Genomic DNA, 19317 nt, shown 5'->3' with positions numbered 1-19317 from the left:
CGCATCTGGTGTTTCAGTAGCCATCTATGGACATGAAATACCATACCATGTATATAAAATTACGGTCTAGCGAAGACGCCGTTTCGAGACCCCCGTTTGCGGCGACAAGGTTGCCGGCTACGCGGAGCCATAGCTAGCTCCGACATCACGGACGGACGAACGGATCAGCGTCGACCAGTCGGCGATTTTTAATTAGTGGTCGGTAAAGATTCCACCCGAAGCGACAACGGGAGACACAACGACCGGGTTTACGCCTGGTACCGACTCCGAACAACCCTCGTCCGATGGTGGCTGGCTCTCGATGTGGACTGGAAAGGCGACGTCTGTAGGATCGACATCGTCGGACTCCTGGTCGGTCTCAACGTCCCTGTACCGGGATAATCGGTGGGAGATGCACTCTCATTCCGGCGCTCGATCGTCGACCACGCCCCGGGTGTGGCCGTCCTGGTGACCGGTGCGGTCGTCGCCTCGGTGCTCGGGTCGCTGCTCCCGGGTATCGACGCGTTGCTCGTTGCGATCGTCGTCGGGGTCGTCGTCACGAACACGATCGAAATCCCGGAGTGGGCCAACGCTGGCGTTCGACCCAACAAAATCTGGCTCGGGACGGGGGCTCGTTCCCGTGGGCGCGTCGCTCGCCCTCGATCAGATACATCGAACACGGCGTCGTCGTGCTCTGTGTGGCGCATTCACGATCGTCTACGTCGAAACGCTCGCGTTCGCCGGTTTCAGCACGGACCTCGAAGCGGCGAAGATCCGACGTACCGGGATGCAGCCGATACCCGTGGTGTTGATCGCCCACCTCACGGTCGGCACGGTCTCGCTGCTGGTTTTACTGGCTGTCCTCGGCTAAGCGTGGCGCCAGGTCGGTCACCGACGACATTGGCACGCTAAAACGGGGTCCGATACCGCCGGTATGGTAAGCTATTTCAACAGAGAGTCAGTTGCGTTGTCGTATGGGTGACTCCCACATCGTAGCGGTAGAATCAGATGACAACGTCGCGACCGCCATTCGTGAACTCGAGGACGGGGAAACGGTGACGGTCGGCGTCGGCGACGACGAAGTCAGGGTCGAGGTGACTGAGGACGTCACGTTTGGCCATAAGATCGCCCTCGAGGACATCCCTGAGGGCGAGACGGTGTACAAGTACGGACTCAGTATCGGCTACGCCTCTCGGGATATCGAGGCGGGCGAGTGGGTCCACGCGCATAACGTCGAGAGCAACTACGGTCGCGGCGACCTGGCAGAAGAGACCGCATAACGTCGCAACACACGTTCCAAAACCTCATGACAGACTTTCTCGGATACGAACGATCTGACGGCAGTATTGGCATTCGAAACTTCGTCCCGATCATCGCGACGGCCCCGTACGCCAACGACACGGTAAAGCGAGCGGCGGAGATCGTCGACGACGCGATCCCGATCACCCATCCGCTGGGGCGGTGTCAGACGAAACCCGACGTCTTCCAGACCTACCGGACGCTGCTCGGCTATGCCACCCACCCGAACACCTACGGGGCGGTCGTGGTCGCCCACGCCGGCGAGATCGTTGACGGCGACGAACTGGCCGACGACATCGCGGAGACCGGCCGCCCGAGTGCGAGCATCAACATCCACGACGAGAAGGGCGTGATGAACGGCCTCAAAGCCACCGTCAACGCCACCCGCGAGATGGTCCAGGACGCCAGCGCCCAGCAGCGCCAGCCCCATGACATCTCGAATCTCACCTTCGGGATCAATTGTGCGACCTCGGACACCACCAGCGGCCTCTGCCAGCACAAGGCCACTGCAGGGGCCGCCTGGCGGCTCATCGACGAAGGCGGCCGCGCCGTCTTCGCGGAAACGCCGGAGTTCTTCGGCGGTGAGGAAGGGCTGGCCGAACGCGCGGTCAACGACGACGTCGCCCAGAAGATTCTGGACTACGTCGATAACTGGGACCAGCGACTGCAAGAGACCGGCTACGACGTCCGGGGCGCCCAGCCGACGCCGGACAACATGGACGGTGGGCTGACGACCATCGAGGAGAAAGCCCTCGGCGCGCTGGTCAAATCCGGCGACGGCCCCATCCAGGACCTGGTCGACTACGCCGAGCAAATTCCCGAGGAGAGTGGCATGTACATCATGGACTCGCCCGGCCACGGCGCAGAATCAGTCACCGGGATCGGTGCCGGCGGCGCACACTTCATGATCATCTCTACGGGCCAGGGCCACACCCTCTCGAACGCGATCATGCCGACGATCAAGATCACCGGGAACCCCGGCAGCGCCGAACGCGTTCCCGAAGAAACCGACGTCGACGTCAGTGAGGCACTGGTCGGCGACCAGACGATCGACTGGGCCACCGACGAACTCTGGGACGAGATCATGGAGGTCGTCAACGGCAAGCAAACACTCAGCGAAGTGCTCGGCGAGAGCCAGTTTGCGATCCACCGGATCGGCCCATCGACGTAACAGTATGAATGTCGACAGAGAGCGCGCTCGATCGATCGCGGTCGAGGCGTTCGTCGCCCACGGAATCTCTCGTCCCGATGCGGAGGCGACCGCCGAGATGCTCGTCACGGCGGAGGCACGCGGCAAGTCTTCACACGGCCTGATCCGGCTTCCGCGGTATCTCCGGGGGGTCGAACACGGTAACGTTGATCCCGCGGGAACCGTCGACGTCGTCCACGACGCCGGTGCAGCGGCCACAATCGACGGTGGTGCGCGGCTCGGTCCAGCCGTTGCCGACTACGCACTCGAAGAGGCGGCGACTCGTGCCGACGAACACGGGATCGGACTGGTCGGTGTTCGCAACGCCACACATCTTGGGATGCTCGGGTACTACACGGACCGGCTGCGAAAGCAGGGGTACGTCGCCGTTGCGTTGACCAACACCGAACCCGCGATGCCGCCCTACGGCGGCGCGGAACCGGTGTTGGGTACGAACCCTATCGCGATCGGACTGCCGTCCGACCCACCGTTCAATCTCGACATGAGTACCTCGGCCATCGCCCGCGGTTCGATCGATCGGGCGGCAGAGCGCGGCGAATCGATTCCCGACGGTGTCGCGCTCGACGCGAACGGCGAGCCCACGACCGATCCCGAGGCCGCGCTCGAAGGAACGATCCTCCCGTTCGGCGGGCCGAAAGGTTCCGGCCTCGCGATCGCCGTCGAAATCTTGGCCGGCGCGCTCGTCGGCGCCGCAACCGGGACGGACGTGACGGGAACCTACCACACGTCCGACCCCTGCACCAAGGGCGATCTCTTCGTTGCGATCGATCCCGAAGCGACGGCCGGCGGGTCGTTCAGCGAAGAGACGAACGCGTTTCTTCGATCGTTGAAGCGGATCGAGACGGAGGCGAACGCGGACGAGATCCGGTTGCCCGGCGAGACGTCGCTCACAAGGGAGGCCGACGACACGATCGACGTCGCCGAAGAGTGCTGGACCCGCGTACTCGAACTCGCAAACGCCGACTGAGCAGCGCTCCTAGTTCGATCGACGCGGGATCCGCTCCCCCTCGCTTTCGAGTACAGGTTAATAGGAAAGATTATTATAGTGTTCTCCAAATAGGTCACGTGTGCCAATGCAACACAGACGAACCTTTGTCAAGGGTGCAGCGATGGCTGGCCTCGCCAGCCTGGCAGGATGTCTCGGTGGCAGCGACGGCGACGGCGACGGCGGGTTGAATTACGTCCATCCGAGCTACTTCGGTGCCGACGCCGAGGACGTCGTGCCGATGTTCGAAGAGGAGTTCGACGAGGACGTGTCGACGCAGTCGTCGCCGGGTGAAGCCACGTCGACCCGAGAGTACTACGTCAACCAGTTCGTCGCGGAGAGCGGCGACTTCGACATCGGGAACATGGATATCATCTGGCCGGGGGAATTCGCAGGTCTCGGCTGGGCCACAGAGATGGGCGATCCGGAGGGGCACACCGACAACATGCTCGAGACGCCCGTCGACGCGGTGACCATTGACGGCACGATGTACGGAATGCCGCTCCACACGGACGCGAACGCGCTGTACTACCGCCACGACAAACTCGAGGAGTACGGATACGACGATCCGCCGGAGACGTTCTCAGAACTCGTGGATATGGCCCAGGACATTCTCGATCAGGACGACGAGATCGAGAACGGATACATCTGGCAGGGTGGGACCAACGAGGGTCTCACGATCATGTGGCTCAACTGGGTCTGGGGCATGAACGGCGAGGTCTACGACGGCAACGAGGTCACCGTCAACAGCGACGAGGGTGTCGAAGCCCTTCAACACGCTGTCGACCTGATCCACGAGTACGAAGTGACGCCGGAACATATCCCCTCGAGCGCGACCGACGAGAACCGGGAAACGTTCCAGCAAGGGAATACGCTGTTCATGCGTAACTGGCCCTACGCGGTGTCGCTGATGAACGAGGACGGATCGGACGTGCAGGGGGACTTCTCGGTCGCACCGTTGCCGACGCACGAGGACCACCCCGACGCGGCGAACTCCTGTCTCGGCGGGTGGAACCTGTTCATCAACGCGTACTCCGAAAATCAGGAACTCGCACAGCAGTTCGCCAACTTCATGGCCTCGCTCGAGATTCAGGAACACCTCGCGCGCGAACACAGCCGACTGCCGGTCCGACAAGAGGTGTACGAGAACGACGAGATCCGCGACGAGTTCGAGGAGTTGGCGTTGTTCGAGGATATCCTCAATCGGACCCGCGCACGGCCACCGCTCGAGAACTATCCGACGTTCTCCGAGATCGTGTTCACGCAGGCCAACAACGCGCTGGTCGAAAGCAAGACCCCGCAGGAAGCGCTCGACGACGCACAGGCGGAGATCGACGAGGAAATCAACGGGGGCTAACGCTTCCCGCTCAGCGCGGTGTCTTCGCCGCCTGTCCGATCGGCGTCTCTCGACCAGCCTGGCGTCTATCGCGTGTGAAACGAACGGAACGAAGCGGGTGCGAGTCCGAGGGATTTGCGATTCGGTTTCTGCTCGATTCTCTGTCGCCGACCGTGATCAGACGGAGAGGCTCGTCTGCACCGACTCGAAACACCGATCGAGCATCTCACGCTGATTGTCGGAGAGGCGCGGCAGCGGTGGCAGGGGTTCGCCGACGTCGTAGCCCTGACGAGTAACGAGGTGCTTGATCGCCGCGGCAGTGGGCGGTTCGCTGGTCGCGCTGACAACGGGATTGACGACCTCGTTCATCAACTGGTTGGTTCGTTCACGGTTTCCGTTCCGATAGCTCTCGTACAGTCGGGCGACAGCTCCCGGAAACACGTTCGCGGGGCCGGCGATCATCCCGTCGGCCCCGGCGTCGAGCGATGCCACGGAGAGTTCCGTAGCGCCCTGGAAGACAGTGAACGACGACGGCGTCGCCTCGACGACGTCGTAGAGGAACGTCAGGTCTCCCGACGTGTCCTTGAGTCCGACGACGTTCGGGTGATCTGCGAACTGCTTTACCAGTTCGAGAGGGAGCCCTTCACCGGTCAGAGCCGGAATGTTGTAGAGCACGATCGGCAGCGGACTGTCGTCGGCCACCGCGTCGAAAAACCGCTGGAGACCCTGTTGGGTCGTACTCAGGTAGTACGGTGTGACGACGACGGCTGTGTCGGCCCCCGCGTTGGCGGCGTCTTCGATGTGATTCGCCACATCCGCAGTGTTCGTGTTCCCGCAGCCGGCGAGTACCGGTACGTCGCCCGACCGATCGGCGACAGCTTCCAGAACGTGTCGGCGCTGTACCCGGGTGAGGCTGGAGAACTCCCCGATCGATCCACAGGGAAAGAGACCGTGAACGCCGTTGTTGACGAGGTAGTCCGTATACTCTGCGAGTGTCTCGATATCGATACTCCGTCCGCTGGTCGGGGTCGGCATAGGACAGACTGTCCCCTCAAGTCGCATGGGTAGTTGGTTGCATATCGAAGATAAAAACGTTTGGGAAACTGCAAAGTTCTCGTCTGCGGAACTTCGCACACGCGGAGGGGCAGCGACTCGGTTCGTCGACCGGACGCGATCGTGTGCCATCACAACTCAATACGAACGTTTATCACGACCGCTGAAATATACTGCAAATGAGATCATGAGCGTCGAGATCGAACTCCATCATGAGGAGATGCTCGTCGACGGCGAGTGGATCGATGCGGACGACCGAGCCGATGTAATCCATCCCTACAACGGCGACGTCGTCGGTTCGGTCCCCGTCGCGTCCGAAAGCCAGGTTCGCCGCGCCGTCGAAGCCGCTGCCCGCGCCGTCGAACAGTCAGAGCTGTCGGCCTACGAACGGTACGAACTGCTATACCGGACCGCCGAACTACTCGAGTCCGAAGCCGAGGAAGTCGCACAGCTGATGACCGCCGAACAGGGCAAGCCGATCACCGAGGCCCGCGGCGAGGTCGATCGAGCCGTCCAGACGTTACGGCTGTCCGGCGAGGAGGCGAAACGACTGTTCGGCGAGTACGTCCCGATGGATGCCCAGCGCGGGTTCGATCGAACGCACGCGTTTACCCAGCGGGAACCGATCGGCGTCGTTGCCGCGATTACGCCGTTCAACTTCCCGCTCAACCTGATGGTTCACAAGGTCGGCCCGGCGCTCGCAGCGGGCAACGCCGTCGTGGGCAAGCCGGCCACGAACACGCCGCTCGTCTCGATCAAACTCTTCGGGTATCTCGATCGGGCTGCCCGGGAACTCGACGCGCCGGACGGACTGGTCAACGTGGTCACGGGAAGCGGGAGCACCGTCGGCGACGTTTTCCTCGAGAGCGACGCGGTCGAGGCGATCTCGTTTACCGGCAGCACGGGTGTCGGCAAGTACATCGCCAACAACAGCGGGATGAAAGACATCACGCTCGAACTCGGGGGGAACGATCCGACGATCGTCTGGGACGACGCTAACGTCGACGCCGCAGCCGAACAGCTTGTCGGCGGCGCCTGTTCGAACGCCGGTCAGGTTTGTAACAGCGTCGAGCGGGTGCTCGTCCACGAGTCGATCGAGGACGAACTGGTCGACGCGATCGTCGACCACGCCGAGTCGCTCACCCTCGGGGATCCGTTCGACGAGGAGACCGACATCGCAGCGCTCATCGACGACGGGGCTGCAGAGAAGGTCCAGCGGATATACGAGGAAACCGTCGAAGCCGGTGCGACAGTCGAGTGTGGCGGCAAGTACGATGGTCGGACGTTCGAACCGACGGTGCTCTCGGGCGTCACGCCCGACATGCCCGCCGCTAACGAGGAGGTATTCGGGCCGCTCGTTCCCGTCATCAGCGTTTCCGATTTCGACGAGGCGATCGAGGAAGCGAACAACACCGAGTACGGGCTCGAGGCCGGTCTGTTCACGCAGGACATGGATCGAGCGAAACGCGCCGCAAATGAGATCGACGCGGGAGGTGTGAACGTCAACACCGTGAGCGGATTCCGCGCCGATCACATGCCCTACGGCGGGTTCAAGGACAGCGGCGTGGGCAAGGAGGGGATCAAGTATGCGGTCGAACACTTTACGCGACAGAAACTGGTCGGATTCCACGGCGGCAAAAACGCCTAACCGTTCGTCCGCCCGGTCACCCTGATCGCGGTTTTTGTTCTCCCACTTCGCTGCTTCCGAGGCGTGCCCGGGTCTCTACCGTCGTTCGTTCACCACGTACCTCGAACGATCCTGTTGCCCGGATGTCGGCGGCAGACGACCCGACCGCCACCTCAAACGTCCCCGGCTCGAGCACTGGCTCGCCCTTGCGATCGTAGAACGCCAGCTGCTGGGTCGGGACGGTCACCGAGACGGTTCGCTCTTTTCTCGGCTCGATCGTCGTCCGGGCGAAGCCGACGAGCTGTGACGCGGGTCGGACGCGACTCGCGACGGAATCGGTGGCGTACACCTGGACGACTTCGGCGCCCCGTCGAGAGCCGACGTTCGCGACGTCGACGCATACTGTCACGTCCTCACAGGGGTTGGCGACGGCTGGCTCGATCTCGAGGGCACTGTACGCGAACTCGGTGTAACTCTCGCCGTGGCCGAACGGATAGAGCGGTTCGCTCTCGGCAAACGCGTACGTGTGATCGCCTGTAACTGGCTTCTGACCGGCGTGAATCGGTAGCGAACCGACGGTACGCGGGATCGTCACGGGCAGTTTCCCGCCGGGAGTCCAGTTGCCGAACAGCACGTCTGCGATCGCGGTGCCCCCTTCCTCACCCGGCACCCAGGCTTCGAGCACCGTCGGCACGGTGTCGGCGATCCACTCGACGGCGAGCGGCCGACCGTTGATAAGTACTACAACGAGCGGCGTTTCGGTTTCGTGAAGCGCCCGGAGCAGCGCGGACTGACGACCGGGGAGGCCTACTTCCATCCTGTCGATCCCTTCGCCGGAGGTCGCGGACGAGTCTCGCTCGACGTCGATACCCGAAGTCCCGCCGACGCAAGCGACGACGACGTCAGCGTTTTCGGTGACGTCGACGGCGTCAGCGATCTCCCCCTCGTCTGCTGGCGTGCTCTGCGCTCGGCGTCCCCGAATTCCACACCCCTTCGCGTGCGTGACGTCGACGTCGTCACTGGCCCTCTGCCTGATACCTTCGAGGGGCGTCACGATCCGGACGCCGCTATCACGTAACTCAGCGGCGCCGTAGGCGTAATTTCCGAGCAAGTGACGCGGTTCGTCAGCGTTCGGGCCGACGACGGCGATGGATTCGACGTCTCGCGAGAGCGGTAGACGGTCGTTGCGATTCTGAAGTAGAACGATCGATTCGCACGCAACTTCTCGCGCGAGAGAGCGCACGCGACAGTCGCCACTTGCCGCGTCGGTAGCCTCGAATGCATCGCCGACGGATCGCCGATCGCTGTCTTCCGCGAACAGCCCAAGGTGCGCTTTCTGATGGAGGTGGCGCCGGACGGCCCGATCAACTGTCTCCTCGTCGAGGTCACCGTTTCGTACCGCGTCTCGCAGCCCCTCGCCGAAACAGCATCTCTCGGGAAGTTCGACGTCGATGCCGGCTTTGATCGCGGCGACGCCGGCAGCCTGCCTGCTTTCGACGACGTTATGGGCGGTGTGTAACATCTCGATGCCGCGGCCGTCGGAAACGACGGTCCCGCCGAATCCCCAGTCGTCGCGTAACAGGTCGGTGAGAAGATGCCGGGATGCATGACACGGGATCCCGTCGACGTCGTGATAGGCGGCCATGACGGACGCCGCGTCGGCGTTGCGGATCGCCGCCTCGAACGGGAACAGATGCGTCTCTCGAAACGCCCGTGGAGAGATATCCACGGAGGCCCGATTTCGACCGCCCGCAGACGCGCCGTGTCCAGCGAAGTGCTTCAGGGTTGCGTCCACTCGATCCCCGTTCGATTCGCACTGGAGCCCGTCGACGTACGCGGACGCCATCGTCGCGACGAGCAACGGATCTTCACCGTACGTCTCCTCGGTTCGGCCCCATCGAGGATCGCGTGCGACGTCGGCCATCGGGGACAGCGTCACGTCGATTCCGATCGCCGAGAGTTGCTCACTGATCGTGGCAGCGACGTCCCGGACGCGAGCCGGATTCCAGGTGCTCGCCATGCCAATACTCTGGGGAAATACGCTCCCGCCGCGTCCGGCGTAGCCACAGAGGCTTTCCTCGCGGACGAACGCCGGAATTCCGAGGCGCGTTTCCGTTCGAAGGAACGCCTGTGCGTCCGCGACGACCTCGGCCAGCGCCGCCGGTTGGAGGTGGCTCTCTCGGCCGACTCGCGTGATCCGTCCGATTCCGTTCGGGAGCAATTCGCGGGCGTTCCGTTCCGAGAACGATCCGTCCTCCAGGACCGTCCCGATTCGAACCGTCCCCAGCTGTGCAACCTTCTCTTCCAGCGTCATCCGTTCGACAAGCGTGTCGACGTCCTCGACGGAGCGCGGTTTCGACGAGCGATCGGTCATCTTTCTCCACATTCGCCCCGGGGTACATGTATTACTGGTCGATCATCCGGGGGGGAGCGGGAGCTATCCGATTTGTGGACGAGTACACTCTCCCATCTGGATCGCGTTCTGATCGCAATAACACCTACCGTGTACACGATCGCGGGCCGATTGGTTCGAGGCGCGACGGTTTCACAGGGTGATCCACTCACGTCGCTCGGCGGATCGGTAGACCGCTTGCATCGCTTCGACATCGACTACCCCGTGTTCCCCGTCCGGAAGTATCGGCGCATCGGATCGGACCCGATCGGCGAAGTAATCGAACTCCTCGAGCATCTGATCGACTTTCTCGAGGGCTACCGAAAGGCGACCGTCGCCCCGGGATACGTGCAGCGATCGCTGTTGATCCTGGAAGAACGCCGGTTCGATCGCGACCTGCCCTTCGGTCCCGGTGATTCGAAGGGTGCTCGATTGGCGAGCGTTGTGGCTCGCCGTACAGGTCGCAAACACCTCGTCCGGGAACTCGATCGTACACGAGACCGTCTCGTCGACGTCGTCGAACGCGTCGTGAGTGCTTCTGGTTCGTCCGGTGACCGCGATTGGATCGTCGCCGAGAATGAACCGTGTCGTGTTCAGCGGGTAGAGGCCGATATCGAACAGAGCACCGCCCCCGGCGAGTTCTTCGTCCAGCCGCCACTGGTCCGGATCCGGGTTGATTCGATCGAGGAGCCGCTGGCTCATCGAGCCGTACACCTCGACGGGTTCACCGATCAATTCCGCGTCGACGATTTCGCGAGCGCGACGAACTGCGGGTTCGGTGTGCATTCGATACGCGATCATCAGCGGGACGTTCTGCTCGTCGCAGACGTCGATCAACTCGCGAGAACGCTCGGTGTCGCGTTCCATCGGCTTCTCGCACAGTACGGCCTTGCCGTACTGGGCCGCGGTCCGAGCGTACGGCAGGTGGAGCGCGTTCGGTGTGCAAATGTAGACCGCATCGTACCGATCGGCCGCGACGCCGTCGTGGAACTGCTCGTAACTGATGCCGCGCTCGGCCCGGTCGACCGTTTCGGCGACGCGTTCGGCTTTTTCGGTCGTACTACTCACCGTCACCGTCGGTTCGCACAGTTCGCTCTCGACGAGCGCTGGTAGCGCGCGCTCGCGGGTGAACCATCCAATGCCGACCACTGCGAACCGAAGTGGATCGACCGCTTCGGGGGCGACGCTTTGCCAGTCACGGCTACAACCACTGTCGAGTACCGACTCGAGTTCCATGTCCGGGGGACAGTCACACTACCGGGAAATAAACTTACCGCACCCTCCTTCGCACGTCCTGCGGACTCGGTCGTTGAGAACGCGAGTTCTATGTCGACTCGGGGACGGATAGGACCCTGTGCAGCGGTCCCGTCATTAGCGGCGAGTAGCTCAAGGCTATATCGGAATCCCGTACGGCTGTATTCCCGCCTTACTCGCTCACTTCAGTACGCTCCGTTCGCGTTGAGGACGGTGGGCTCAGCCTGCAAACGATAAAACTGACTGACTTGTCGGCCGATCGGCGGTTCACCCAACGGCGCGACCGCCGTTGGAGACCCATCGTCCCGACACCGCAAGTACTGCGAGTGCTCGATCGATTCCTCTGAACCATCAGATCGATTTCTATACTTCTAAATTGATGATTAGTATCACACGATCGCTTCGGATAGTTCCATCGTGAAGGTGTGGCGATTACCGGCCGTTATGAACAACCAGCGCGTTCGCGTTCAGTCCCCTCGTTCTGGATTCGGGCGGAGTACGCCTTTTCATCGTTGATTTGCCGGAAAGGAACTCGTTTCAAGGGTATTTCAGACTCGAACACGCCACCGGATCGCCCGATCGATTTTTCCGACCTTCTATGTTTCTTCGAGTCGACTCTGATCGACACCTGATGCGGATCCTGACAGTAGGCGACGTTTCTTCACCGATCCTGGCCAGTTCAGGTTCGAATAGTCGTCGACTGTCCCGTCCGGATCAGGGCGTTCGAGTGCCGCCCGATCTCCCCGGACTTCGGCGCCAATCTCCCGCGTGACTCGAGCAATCATGGCCAGCTACGATATCTTTCTAATTCTATAGCTCGGCATTAGTATCGAATAGATTACTATCAAGATCTCGCCGGTTCATTCGGTCGTGTCGGGTCGTGTAGACTAAATGGAACTCGCCTGAATTGTCATTCTGTGACACTGAGACGGAGAGTCCGTTCGATTCTGTCTACGGTTTCGTCGAACGATCGGCGCCCGCGAACGGCCGATCGATTGTCGTAATTTGCCACGCACAGAGTCAATTGATGCGTCTCCAATCTGGGGCGCGAGAATGACAGATTAAATGGGATACTGATTGTACGTTCCTAAGAGTAGATGGGTTTTACAAAAGTATGAATGTATACTATCCATGATTGCATCAGCGCCGATGGTATATTCCTCTACGGGACTTATTATATCCTACTCCCGCTTTCAGTATCCAATTGGTAGCACTGGTCAGGGGTTTCTGTGTAAGAGAAGGGAGCCCAGCAATTACAGCAGTACAGTTGTAATACCACCTCACAAATCTTCTCACGTGTTGACTCCCGCTTCCAAGTATTCAACTGTAAGCACCATAGTAAGGGTTTCTGCATAATGGAACAGGACTATTGCTGGACCACTATCAAAGAGGCCGTGTGGATATCACTCGCTATATTCCAATTTTAGACGGATTTCATCGGTAATTCCAAGCAGATGGTCAGGAATTTCCTTTTTATATCTATCCCCGGACATACGGTGTGTAGTTCCAGAAATACTCACTGCACCTATTAAACGATCATTCGTCCCAATAATTGGGATGCCAACACTCCGAAGCCCTTCGATTCGTTCTTGATCGTTAAAAGCAACCCCACGTTCCTCGACCTCTTCAAGTTCCTCTAAGAGCCGCGTCTCGTCTGTGATTGTCCGAGAAGTAAGAGCCGGTAAGCCACGTTTGGTGATAACCTCTGATACCTGTTCATCAGGCAGTTCCGCAAGGATTGCCTTTCCAGCTGCAGCCGAGTGGAGGTAGATCTGCTTTCCAATTCTCGTATCTGTTTGCATCGCGTGTTCGCCCACTTTGTTGTAGATGTGAATTCCCTTTCCCTGTTCTTCACATATGAACTGTACCCGATCGCCGGTTTCACTTGCGAGTTCATCAACCACCTCTCTAACTAATGGGTATGCTTTTTCACGATTTCGAGCGTGGATCCCATGGTCAAGAAACCGTAATCCAACATAGTATTTCTCGCCTTCTTGGACTAGGTAGCCGTGATTATTTAGCGTAGAGACATGCCGATGAACTGTGCTTTTCGGCACCTCAAGCTCGCTTGCAATTTCGGAGATTCGAGCGCCATTATTCTCTTGTATGAGAGTCACTATCTGGAACGCTTTTTCTACTGTTTTCAGGTCGCTTCGGCCGGTGGTTCCTTCAGCCATGCTTGGTTTCCTTAATCACCGTAATGATCATACTTCACTATTTCGGAACTGGTGGTTTGCTATCTCACACCAGATAATGGAACTGCTGAGGACCATTGATAGGCACCGTTACGGTACTGGTTGGACGGGAAGCCATCTTAATTGTTCGCGCGCGAAGGGGTTCCGATAATCACAGCGGAACCGCTCACGGACTTCCATCAGTCGAAAGCTATTGGAATCTATTGAGATGCGATCTGTGGTGATCCCATTATTCGAAACGCCTCAAACTCGAGTTCCTGTGTCGGCTGTTTGAACGGACGTTCATACCGATCCCAATATTCAATCCGAGATCTCACTGCTGAGGTGCGCCTTCTCTTGAATATAGTGCTTCAAAGAGTTTTTCTATTTAAGAACAAGAAGTAACGCAATCACACCACCCGAGGGGGTGCTGAACTACAGAGTGCCAGTGAGTTTCTTCTTCCGGCCTAATCGTCTCTCCCCCCGAATAGTAGCGATGCCCCTCTGGCAGTGTTTGCTCTCCAGCGATCCCCTCTCTCTCTCTTCCCCGAAACGACTCCGTTGAAGAACGAGCCTGCTGCTTCGCAGGTCACGTCGTAAAAATAGTTCCTCCGAAATAGAAGGTGAGAATGTCACGCCCTTCGGCACGCGGGTGCGAGTTTTAATCTCGCTCGACTGGTCGAAGTTCTGCAGACAGTTGGTGACCATGCATTCCTTCCAATTCAGAGATCTTTGCGCCATACGAGGAAAGATATTCACCACCCTCGGGCGTGATCTCCTGGTGAGTTACCTTCTTGAGGTATGATCCGACATTACAGCCACCATTAAATCTTGCAGTACCGTTCGTTGGAAGAATATGGTTTGGACCAGTTATTTTATCGCCGAAAACAACGGGAGCATTATGACCGAGGAACAGCGACCCATAGTTTTTGAGATTCTCAACAAGGTCTCGAGGATTCTCCGTCATGACTTGGACGTGTTCGATGGCATATTCGTTAGCCAATGCTGCGGCTTGGTCATAGTCAGTGACGACTGCGACTTCGCCGTTTTTCGTCCAGCACTTCCGGGCTGTTTCCTCAGTATCAAGCTTCGGCAGGAAGTCCTCAATCTCTTCCAAGATTTCCTCTGCCACGCCCTCGTCTGTTGAAATCAAAACACACTGCGATGATTCCGTATGCTCGGCTTGGGAAAGGAGGTCGACTGCAGCCACATGAGGATCAGTCGTCTCGTCTGCAATAATTAGCGTTTCTGTCGGTCCAGGAAGAAGATCTAAATCAACGTCTCCAAAAACTTGTCGTTTAGCTTCAACGACAAATACGTTCCCCGGTCCAGTAACGATATCCACCGAATCAATCGATTCGGTACCGTAAGCCATCGCTCCAATCGCTTGAGCACCTCCAATTTTATAGATTTCGTCGACACCGGATTCGGCCATAGCGTATAGTTGGTACGCATTGACGCTCCCATCCTCTCGAGGGGGAGTGCAAGTGACGATCCGGTCAACACCGGCTACAGTCGCAGGCGTGATCGACATTACAGCCGAAGCGATATGCGTGAAGTTCCCACCTGGGACGTACGTTCCAGCAGCACTAACTGGGAGTGTTCTCTGACCACATCGGATTCCGTCCCCGAATTCCGATTCAAAATCGTTCTTCATCGCGTCTTTCTGTGCCTCGGCGAAGTTAGCGACACGTTCTATACTGCGATCAATAACCGCCTTCTCTTCCGCCGAGAGCATTTCTCTCGCTTCATCAATCTCCTCCTGAGAGACGCGGACATCTTCGAGGACTACATCATCGAACTCTTCCGTAAACGACAAAATCGCGGAGTCGCCATTTTCACGAACTTCCTGGAGGATATCACTCACTGAATCTTTCACCCACTGCTCGATCTCTGCAGCGGATCCAGTAGCTTTTTTGAGATACTCTCTACTCTCGATTTGCTGCTTGCCATTCGTCGGCATAGACTACCCGTTCTTATACAAATAAATAAAACTTTGGGCTGGTGATAGGTGGGATTGATTGGACAATTACAAAAGAGTTAAATAGTTCAGTGGGAATCCACTCATCTGACAGTATGTCTGAGGGAGTCCTCGAGCGCTGGATCACACTGGATACAGACTGGAAGAGTGTTACGTGTGGATTTGCTATCGTCGCACTCATCGTCGGATCAAACGTAAACATTCCGGGATAGCTAATGGTTGTAAATCTGCCGTACGATGGTCCGGTCGGCTACTACTTTCGCGATTACCTCCCGGGAATCCTTATACTGGTCGTTGGAGCGGTCATCGCTTGGACGATTGGGTCAGCAATCTCGACTATCAATGAGTTACTTATCGCGATCATTATTGGCGTAGTTCTTACGAATACTACCGGTATTCCAGAGTGGGCGGTTCCCGGTGTGCAAACACACAAGGTGTGGCTTGGTGCCGGCATCGTGCTCATGGGCGCATCTCTGTCTTTCAATCAAATTGTCGAGAGTGGTGCTGTCGCCATTATTTCGGTGCTCACTGTCACACTCTTTACACTCCTCTATGTAGAACTATTGTCTAGAGGGGTTTTTGGACTCTCTGAGAGATTCGCATCACTACTCGCGGCGGGTTCCAGTATCTGTGGCGTATCGGCGGTCGTTGCTGTTGCTGGAAGTATCTCTGCAAAAGAAGAGCACGTCGCTTATGCAGCAGCGACTGTCCTCCTCTTTGATGCGATCACTATCATTGGCTATCCAATCGTCGGCCAGCTGTTAGAGCTGCCAGCACAGGTGTTTGGCATCTGGGCTGGCGTAAGTATGTTCAGCACGGGCCCTGTTGTTGCTGTTGGATTTGCTCACTCAGACGCCGCCGGCCAGTGGGCAACAGTCACGAAACTCACACGGAACGCACTGCTCGGTCTCGTTGCCGTCGGTTACGCAACGTACTATGCCCGCCATGAAATTGGCTCAAATGACGACGGAACCACTATCCGCTGGAGAGAGTTCTGGCACCGTTTCCCGAAATTTGTTGTTGGCTTCCTTGTACTTGCGGTTATTGCGAGCGTCGGGCTTCTCTCCTCACAAGACGTGCAGTCACTTGAGAACGCCTATGGCTGGCTGTTCTTGTTCGCGTTCGTCGGTCTGGGAAGCGACCTCGAAATTGAAAAGCTCCTGCGTGCAGGTCTACAACCCGTACTCGTTGTTTTGATGGCGTTCATCACCGTTAGCACGCTGTCGCTGTTGGTTCTGTTGACTATTCTCGGATGATCATACCCGATCGCATCCGGTTCCTCCAATATTTTTTTGTTTTGATACATAATATCAGCCTTGATGATTTTACGTTTCGAATGAATTGCCATAATAGCAAACTATTTTAGGGGGGCGTCAGTTCAGTGTACCCATGGGTGATTCCCACATCGTAGCGGTAGAATCAGATGACAACGTTGCGACCGCCATTCGAGAACTGAACGGCGGCGAGACAGTGACAGTTGACGTCGGCGACAACGAAGTCACAGTCGAAGTGGCGGAAGATGTCACGTTTGGCCACAAGATCGCCCTCGAGGACATCCCTGAGGGTGAGACGGTGTACAAGTACGGACTCAGTATCGGCTACGCCTCTCGGGATATCGAGGCGGGCGAGTGGGTCCACGCGCACAACGTCGAGAGCAACTACGGCCGCGGCGACCTAGCCGAGGAGACCGCATAACGCATCAACAGAGAATCTAAGATACATAATGACAGACTTTCTCGGATACGAACGATCTGACGGCAGTATTGGCATTCGAAACTTCGTCCCGATCATCGCGACGGCCCCGTACGCCAACGACACGGTAAAGCGAGCGGCGGAGATCGTCGACGATGCGATCCCGATCACCCATCCGCTGGGGCGGTGTCAGACGAAACCCGACGTCTTCCAGACCTACCGGACGCTGCTCGGCTATGCCACCCACCCGAACACCTACGGGGCGGTCGTGGTCGCCCACGCCGGCGAGATCGTTGACGGCGACGAACTGGCCGACGACATCGCGGAGACCGGCCGCCCGAGTGCGAGCATCAACATCCACGACGAGAAGGGCGTGATGAACGGCCTCAAAGCCACCGTCAACGCCACCCGCGAGATGGTCCAGGACGCCAGCGCCCAGCAGCGCCAGCCCCATGACATCTCGAATCTCACCTTCGGGATCAATTGTGCGACCTCGGACACCACCAGCGGCCTCTGCCAGCACAAGGCCACTGCAGGGGCCGCCTGGCGGCTCATCGACGAAGGCGGCCGCGCCGTCTTCGCGGAAACGCCGGAGTTCTTCGGCGGTGAGGAAGGGCTGGCCGAACGCGCGGTCAACGACGACGTCGCCCAGAAGATTCTGGACTACGTCGATAACTGGGACCAGCGACTGCAAGAGACCGGCTACGACGTCCGGGGCGCCCAGCCGACGCCGGACAACATGGACGGTGGGCTGACGACCATCGAGGAGAAAGCCCTCGGCGCGCTGGTCAAATCCGGCGACGGCCCCATCCAGGACCTGGTCGACTACGCCGAGCAAATTCCCGAGGAGAGTGGCATGTACATCATGGACTCGCCCGGCCACGGCGCAGAATCAGTCACCGGGATCGGTGCCGGCGGCGCACACTTCATGATCATCTCCACGGGCCAGGGCCACACCCTCTCGAACGCGATCATGCCGACGATCAAGATCACCGGGAACCCCGGCAGCGCCGAACGCGTTCCCGAAGAAACCGACGTCGACGTCAGCGAAGCGCTGGTCGGCGACCAGACGATCGACTGGGCCACCGACGAACTCTGGGACGAGATCATGGAGGTCGTCAACGGCAAGCAAACACTCAGCGAAGTGCTCGGCGAAAGTCAGTTCGCGATCCACCGGATCGGTCCGTCGACATAATCCCCCCTTAGAAGATCCGGTGGCCGGCGAAACTACGATCTTTTTTCGGAGTTAACGTAGAGAGGTTGGCGTGATCTCGTACCAGCGTTGAAATCGTGTTCTAACACGAATCGCTGTACTGGACTGTAACCCACTGTTCCGTCACACGGATCGTCGGATAGGCGGTACTGACGCGGCGGGAACGCGAACGGAGATCAGATCCCTTCTCGCTAGCAACTCTACTCAGCAAGTTGTCCGCCGTTCTTGATGGGATTGATTTGAGAGTAGTATCCCTCTGCAGAAAAACCCGATTTCACTTCAACAGCTATGAGATCGAGAATCCCCCATCAGCGAAGAGAACGTGCCCATTGACATAGCTTGCCATATCTGACGCAAGAAACGTCGCAACCTCAGCGATTTCATCCGGCTCAGCGAGCCTCCTCAGCGGGGTCTGCATTTCTAGGTATTCACGGCGCTCTTCTGACATCGTTTCATATACCATCGATGTCAACGTCCCTCCTGGACCTACAGCATTGACTCGGATTCCTTTTGGGCCATAATCGATCGCATTTTGTCGAGTCATCATGGTTACAGCCCCCTTTGAGGTACAATATGCTGGCGCGTTAGCGCGTCCAATGGAGCCACTGATGGAAGAGATATTGACGATATTTCCTCCGGAGTCCTGCTCCAGCATTTTTTGAATAGCCGCTTTGGATCCGTGGAACACCCCAGTCACATTAATGTCCATTAGCTCCTCCCACTGCTCTGAAGAGGTTTCATGGAGTAGCGTCTGCTGGAGAATCCCCGCATTGTTCACCATGATATCAACGCTCCCGTACTCTCTATCAGCGACCTCGACTAGGTCGACAACATCCTGGTATTCAGTGACGTCTGTTGATACGAACGTTGCCTCACCACCTTCCTTTTCAATTGTTTCTACTGTGGGGAGTTCTGCTCGGCGGGGCTCTTCTTTCTGATCCCCAATGACGACAGCGGCTCCCTCGGCTGCGTACTTCTGTGCGATCGCTCTTCCGATACCACTTGACCCGCCAGTTACTACGGCAGTCTTACCGTCAAGCATACAACTTGAGATCACAATCACCACATATAAACATTATTGAAACCTAGGACACAGTACTCTAACGAAAAAAGTTCACCAAT

15 protein-coding genes are annotated in these 19317 nt (G+C 58.3%); 9 read left to right on the top strand and 6 right to left on the bottom strand.

The genetic code is table 11. From position 1 onward, the window contains the following. Positions 1-619 precede the first annotated feature (619 nt). The 5 genes from MUG98_RS03545 to MUG98_RS03525 all read left to right on the top strand — a co-directional run bounded on the left by MUG98_RS03545 (position 620) and on the right by MUG98_RS03525 (position 4830). Positions 620-850, top strand: a complete 231-nt coding sequence (locus tag MUG98_RS03545; RefSeq protein ID WP_265110792.1) for a hypothetical protein — start codon at positions 620-622, stop codon at positions 848-850. A gap of 103 nt (positions 851-953) precedes the next feature. Further along, on the top strand, positions 954-1259 hold the full coding sequence (locus MUG98_RS03540) for a UxaA family hydrolase (protein WP_265110791.1): 306 nt from the start codon (positions 954-956) through the stop codon (positions 1257-1259). Positions 1260-1285: 26 nt separating this feature from the next. Then, positions 1286-2449 (top strand): UxaA family hydrolase, encoded by a 1164-nt coding sequence (locus MUG98_RS03535; protein ID WP_265110780.1) that lies wholly within the window; start codon positions 1286-1288, stop codon positions 2447-2449. 4 nt (positions 2450-2453) lie between these two features. After that, entirely contained in the window at positions 2454-3455 is a 1002-nt protein-coding gene (locus MUG98_RS03530; protein ID WP_265110790.1) for an Ldh family oxidoreductase, read from the top strand. Between the two features lie 106 nt (positions 3456-3561). Then, positions 3562-4830: an ABC transporter substrate-binding protein gene (locus tag MUG98_RS03525; RefSeq protein ID WP_265110789.1), complete on the top strand. Its 1269-nt coding sequence runs from the start codon at positions 3562-3564 to the stop codon at positions 4828-4830. 156 nt (positions 4831-4986) lie between these two features. On the opposite strand, the gene MUG98_RS03520 is transcribed toward MUG98_RS03525, so the two are convergent. Further along, positions 4987-5871 (bottom strand): dihydrodipicolinate synthase family protein, encoded by an 885-nt coding sequence (locus MUG98_RS03520; protein WP_265110788.1) that lies wholly within the window; start codon positions 5869-5871, stop codon positions 4987-4989. Positions 5872-6049: 178 nt separating this feature from the next. Between MUG98_RS03520 and MUG98_RS03515 the strand changes: the two genes are divergently transcribed. Beyond that, a complete protein-coding gene (locus MUG98_RS03515) occupies positions 6050-7510 on the top strand; it encodes an aldehyde dehydrogenase family protein (RefSeq protein WP_265110787.1) in 1461 nt (486 codons plus the stop codon). Positions 7511-7526: 16 nt separating this feature from the next. Here the strand turns inward: MUG98_RS03515 and MUG98_RS03510 are convergent, their stop codons facing one another. The 4 genes from MUG98_RS03510 to hisD all read right to left on the bottom strand — a co-directional run bounded on the left by MUG98_RS03510 (position 7527) and on the right by hisD (position 15272). Beyond that, positions 7527-9863, bottom strand: a complete 2337-nt coding sequence (locus tag MUG98_RS03510; RefSeq protein ID WP_265110786.1) for a glycoside hydrolase family 3 N-terminal domain-containing protein — start codon at positions 9861-9863, stop codon at positions 7527-7529. A gap of 171 nt (positions 9864-10034) precedes the next feature. Continuing rightward, positions 10035-11117, bottom strand: coding sequence for a D-xylose 1-dehydrogenase Gfo6 (gfo6, locus tag MUG98_RS03505; protein ID WP_265110785.1), 1083 nt, complete (start codon positions 11115-11117; stop codon positions 10035-10037). Positions 11118-12538: 1421 nt separating this feature from the next. Then, a complete protein-coding gene (locus MUG98_RS03500) occupies positions 12539-13312 on the bottom strand; it encodes an IclR family transcriptional regulator (RefSeq protein WP_265110784.1) in 774 nt (257 codons plus the stop codon). A 658-nt stretch (positions 13313-13970) separates the two neighbouring features. Next, positions 13971-15272, bottom strand: a complete 1302-nt coding sequence (hisD, locus tag MUG98_RS03495; protein WP_265110783.1) for a histidinol dehydrogenase — start codon at positions 15270-15272, stop codon at positions 13971-13973. Between the two features lie 233 nt (positions 15273-15505). Here hisD and MUG98_RS03490 point away from each other — a divergent pair, with 233 nt between their 5' ends. From MUG98_RS03490 to MUG98_RS03480, 3 genes are all read left to right on the top strand, one after another. Then, positions 15506-16546 (top strand): YeiH family protein, encoded by a 1041-nt coding sequence (locus MUG98_RS03490; RefSeq protein ID WP_265110782.1) that lies wholly within the window; start codon positions 15506-15508, stop codon positions 16544-16546. 133 nt (positions 16547-16679) lie between these two features. Next, positions 16680-16985 (top strand): UxaA family hydrolase, encoded by a 306-nt coding sequence (locus MUG98_RS03485; protein ID WP_265110781.1) that lies wholly within the window; start codon positions 16680-16682, stop codon positions 16983-16985. A 28-nt stretch (positions 16986-17013) separates the two neighbouring features. Further along, on the top strand, positions 17014-18177 hold the full coding sequence (locus MUG98_RS03480; RefSeq protein WP_265110780.1) for a UxaA family hydrolase: 1164 nt from the start codon (positions 17014-17016) through the stop codon (positions 18175-18177). A 304-nt stretch (positions 18178-18481) separates the two neighbouring features. Here MUG98_RS03480 and MUG98_RS03475 read toward each other — a convergent pair whose 3' ends face one another. Beyond that, positions 18482-19237, bottom strand: coding sequence for an SDR family NAD(P)-dependent oxidoreductase (locus MUG98_RS03475; RefSeq protein WP_265110779.1), 756 nt, complete (start codon positions 19235-19237; stop codon positions 18482-18484). Between the last annotated feature and the right edge of the window lie 80 nt (positions 19238-19317).

The organism is Halosolutus halophilus, assembly GCF_022869805.1.
Classification (GTDB): domain Archaea; phylum Halobacteriota; class Halobacteria; order Halobacteriales; family Natrialbaceae; genus Halosolutus; species Halosolutus halophilus.
Note: the sequence above shows the minus strand (reverse complement) of the source record. Positions and strands in the feature narration are given on the sequence as shown.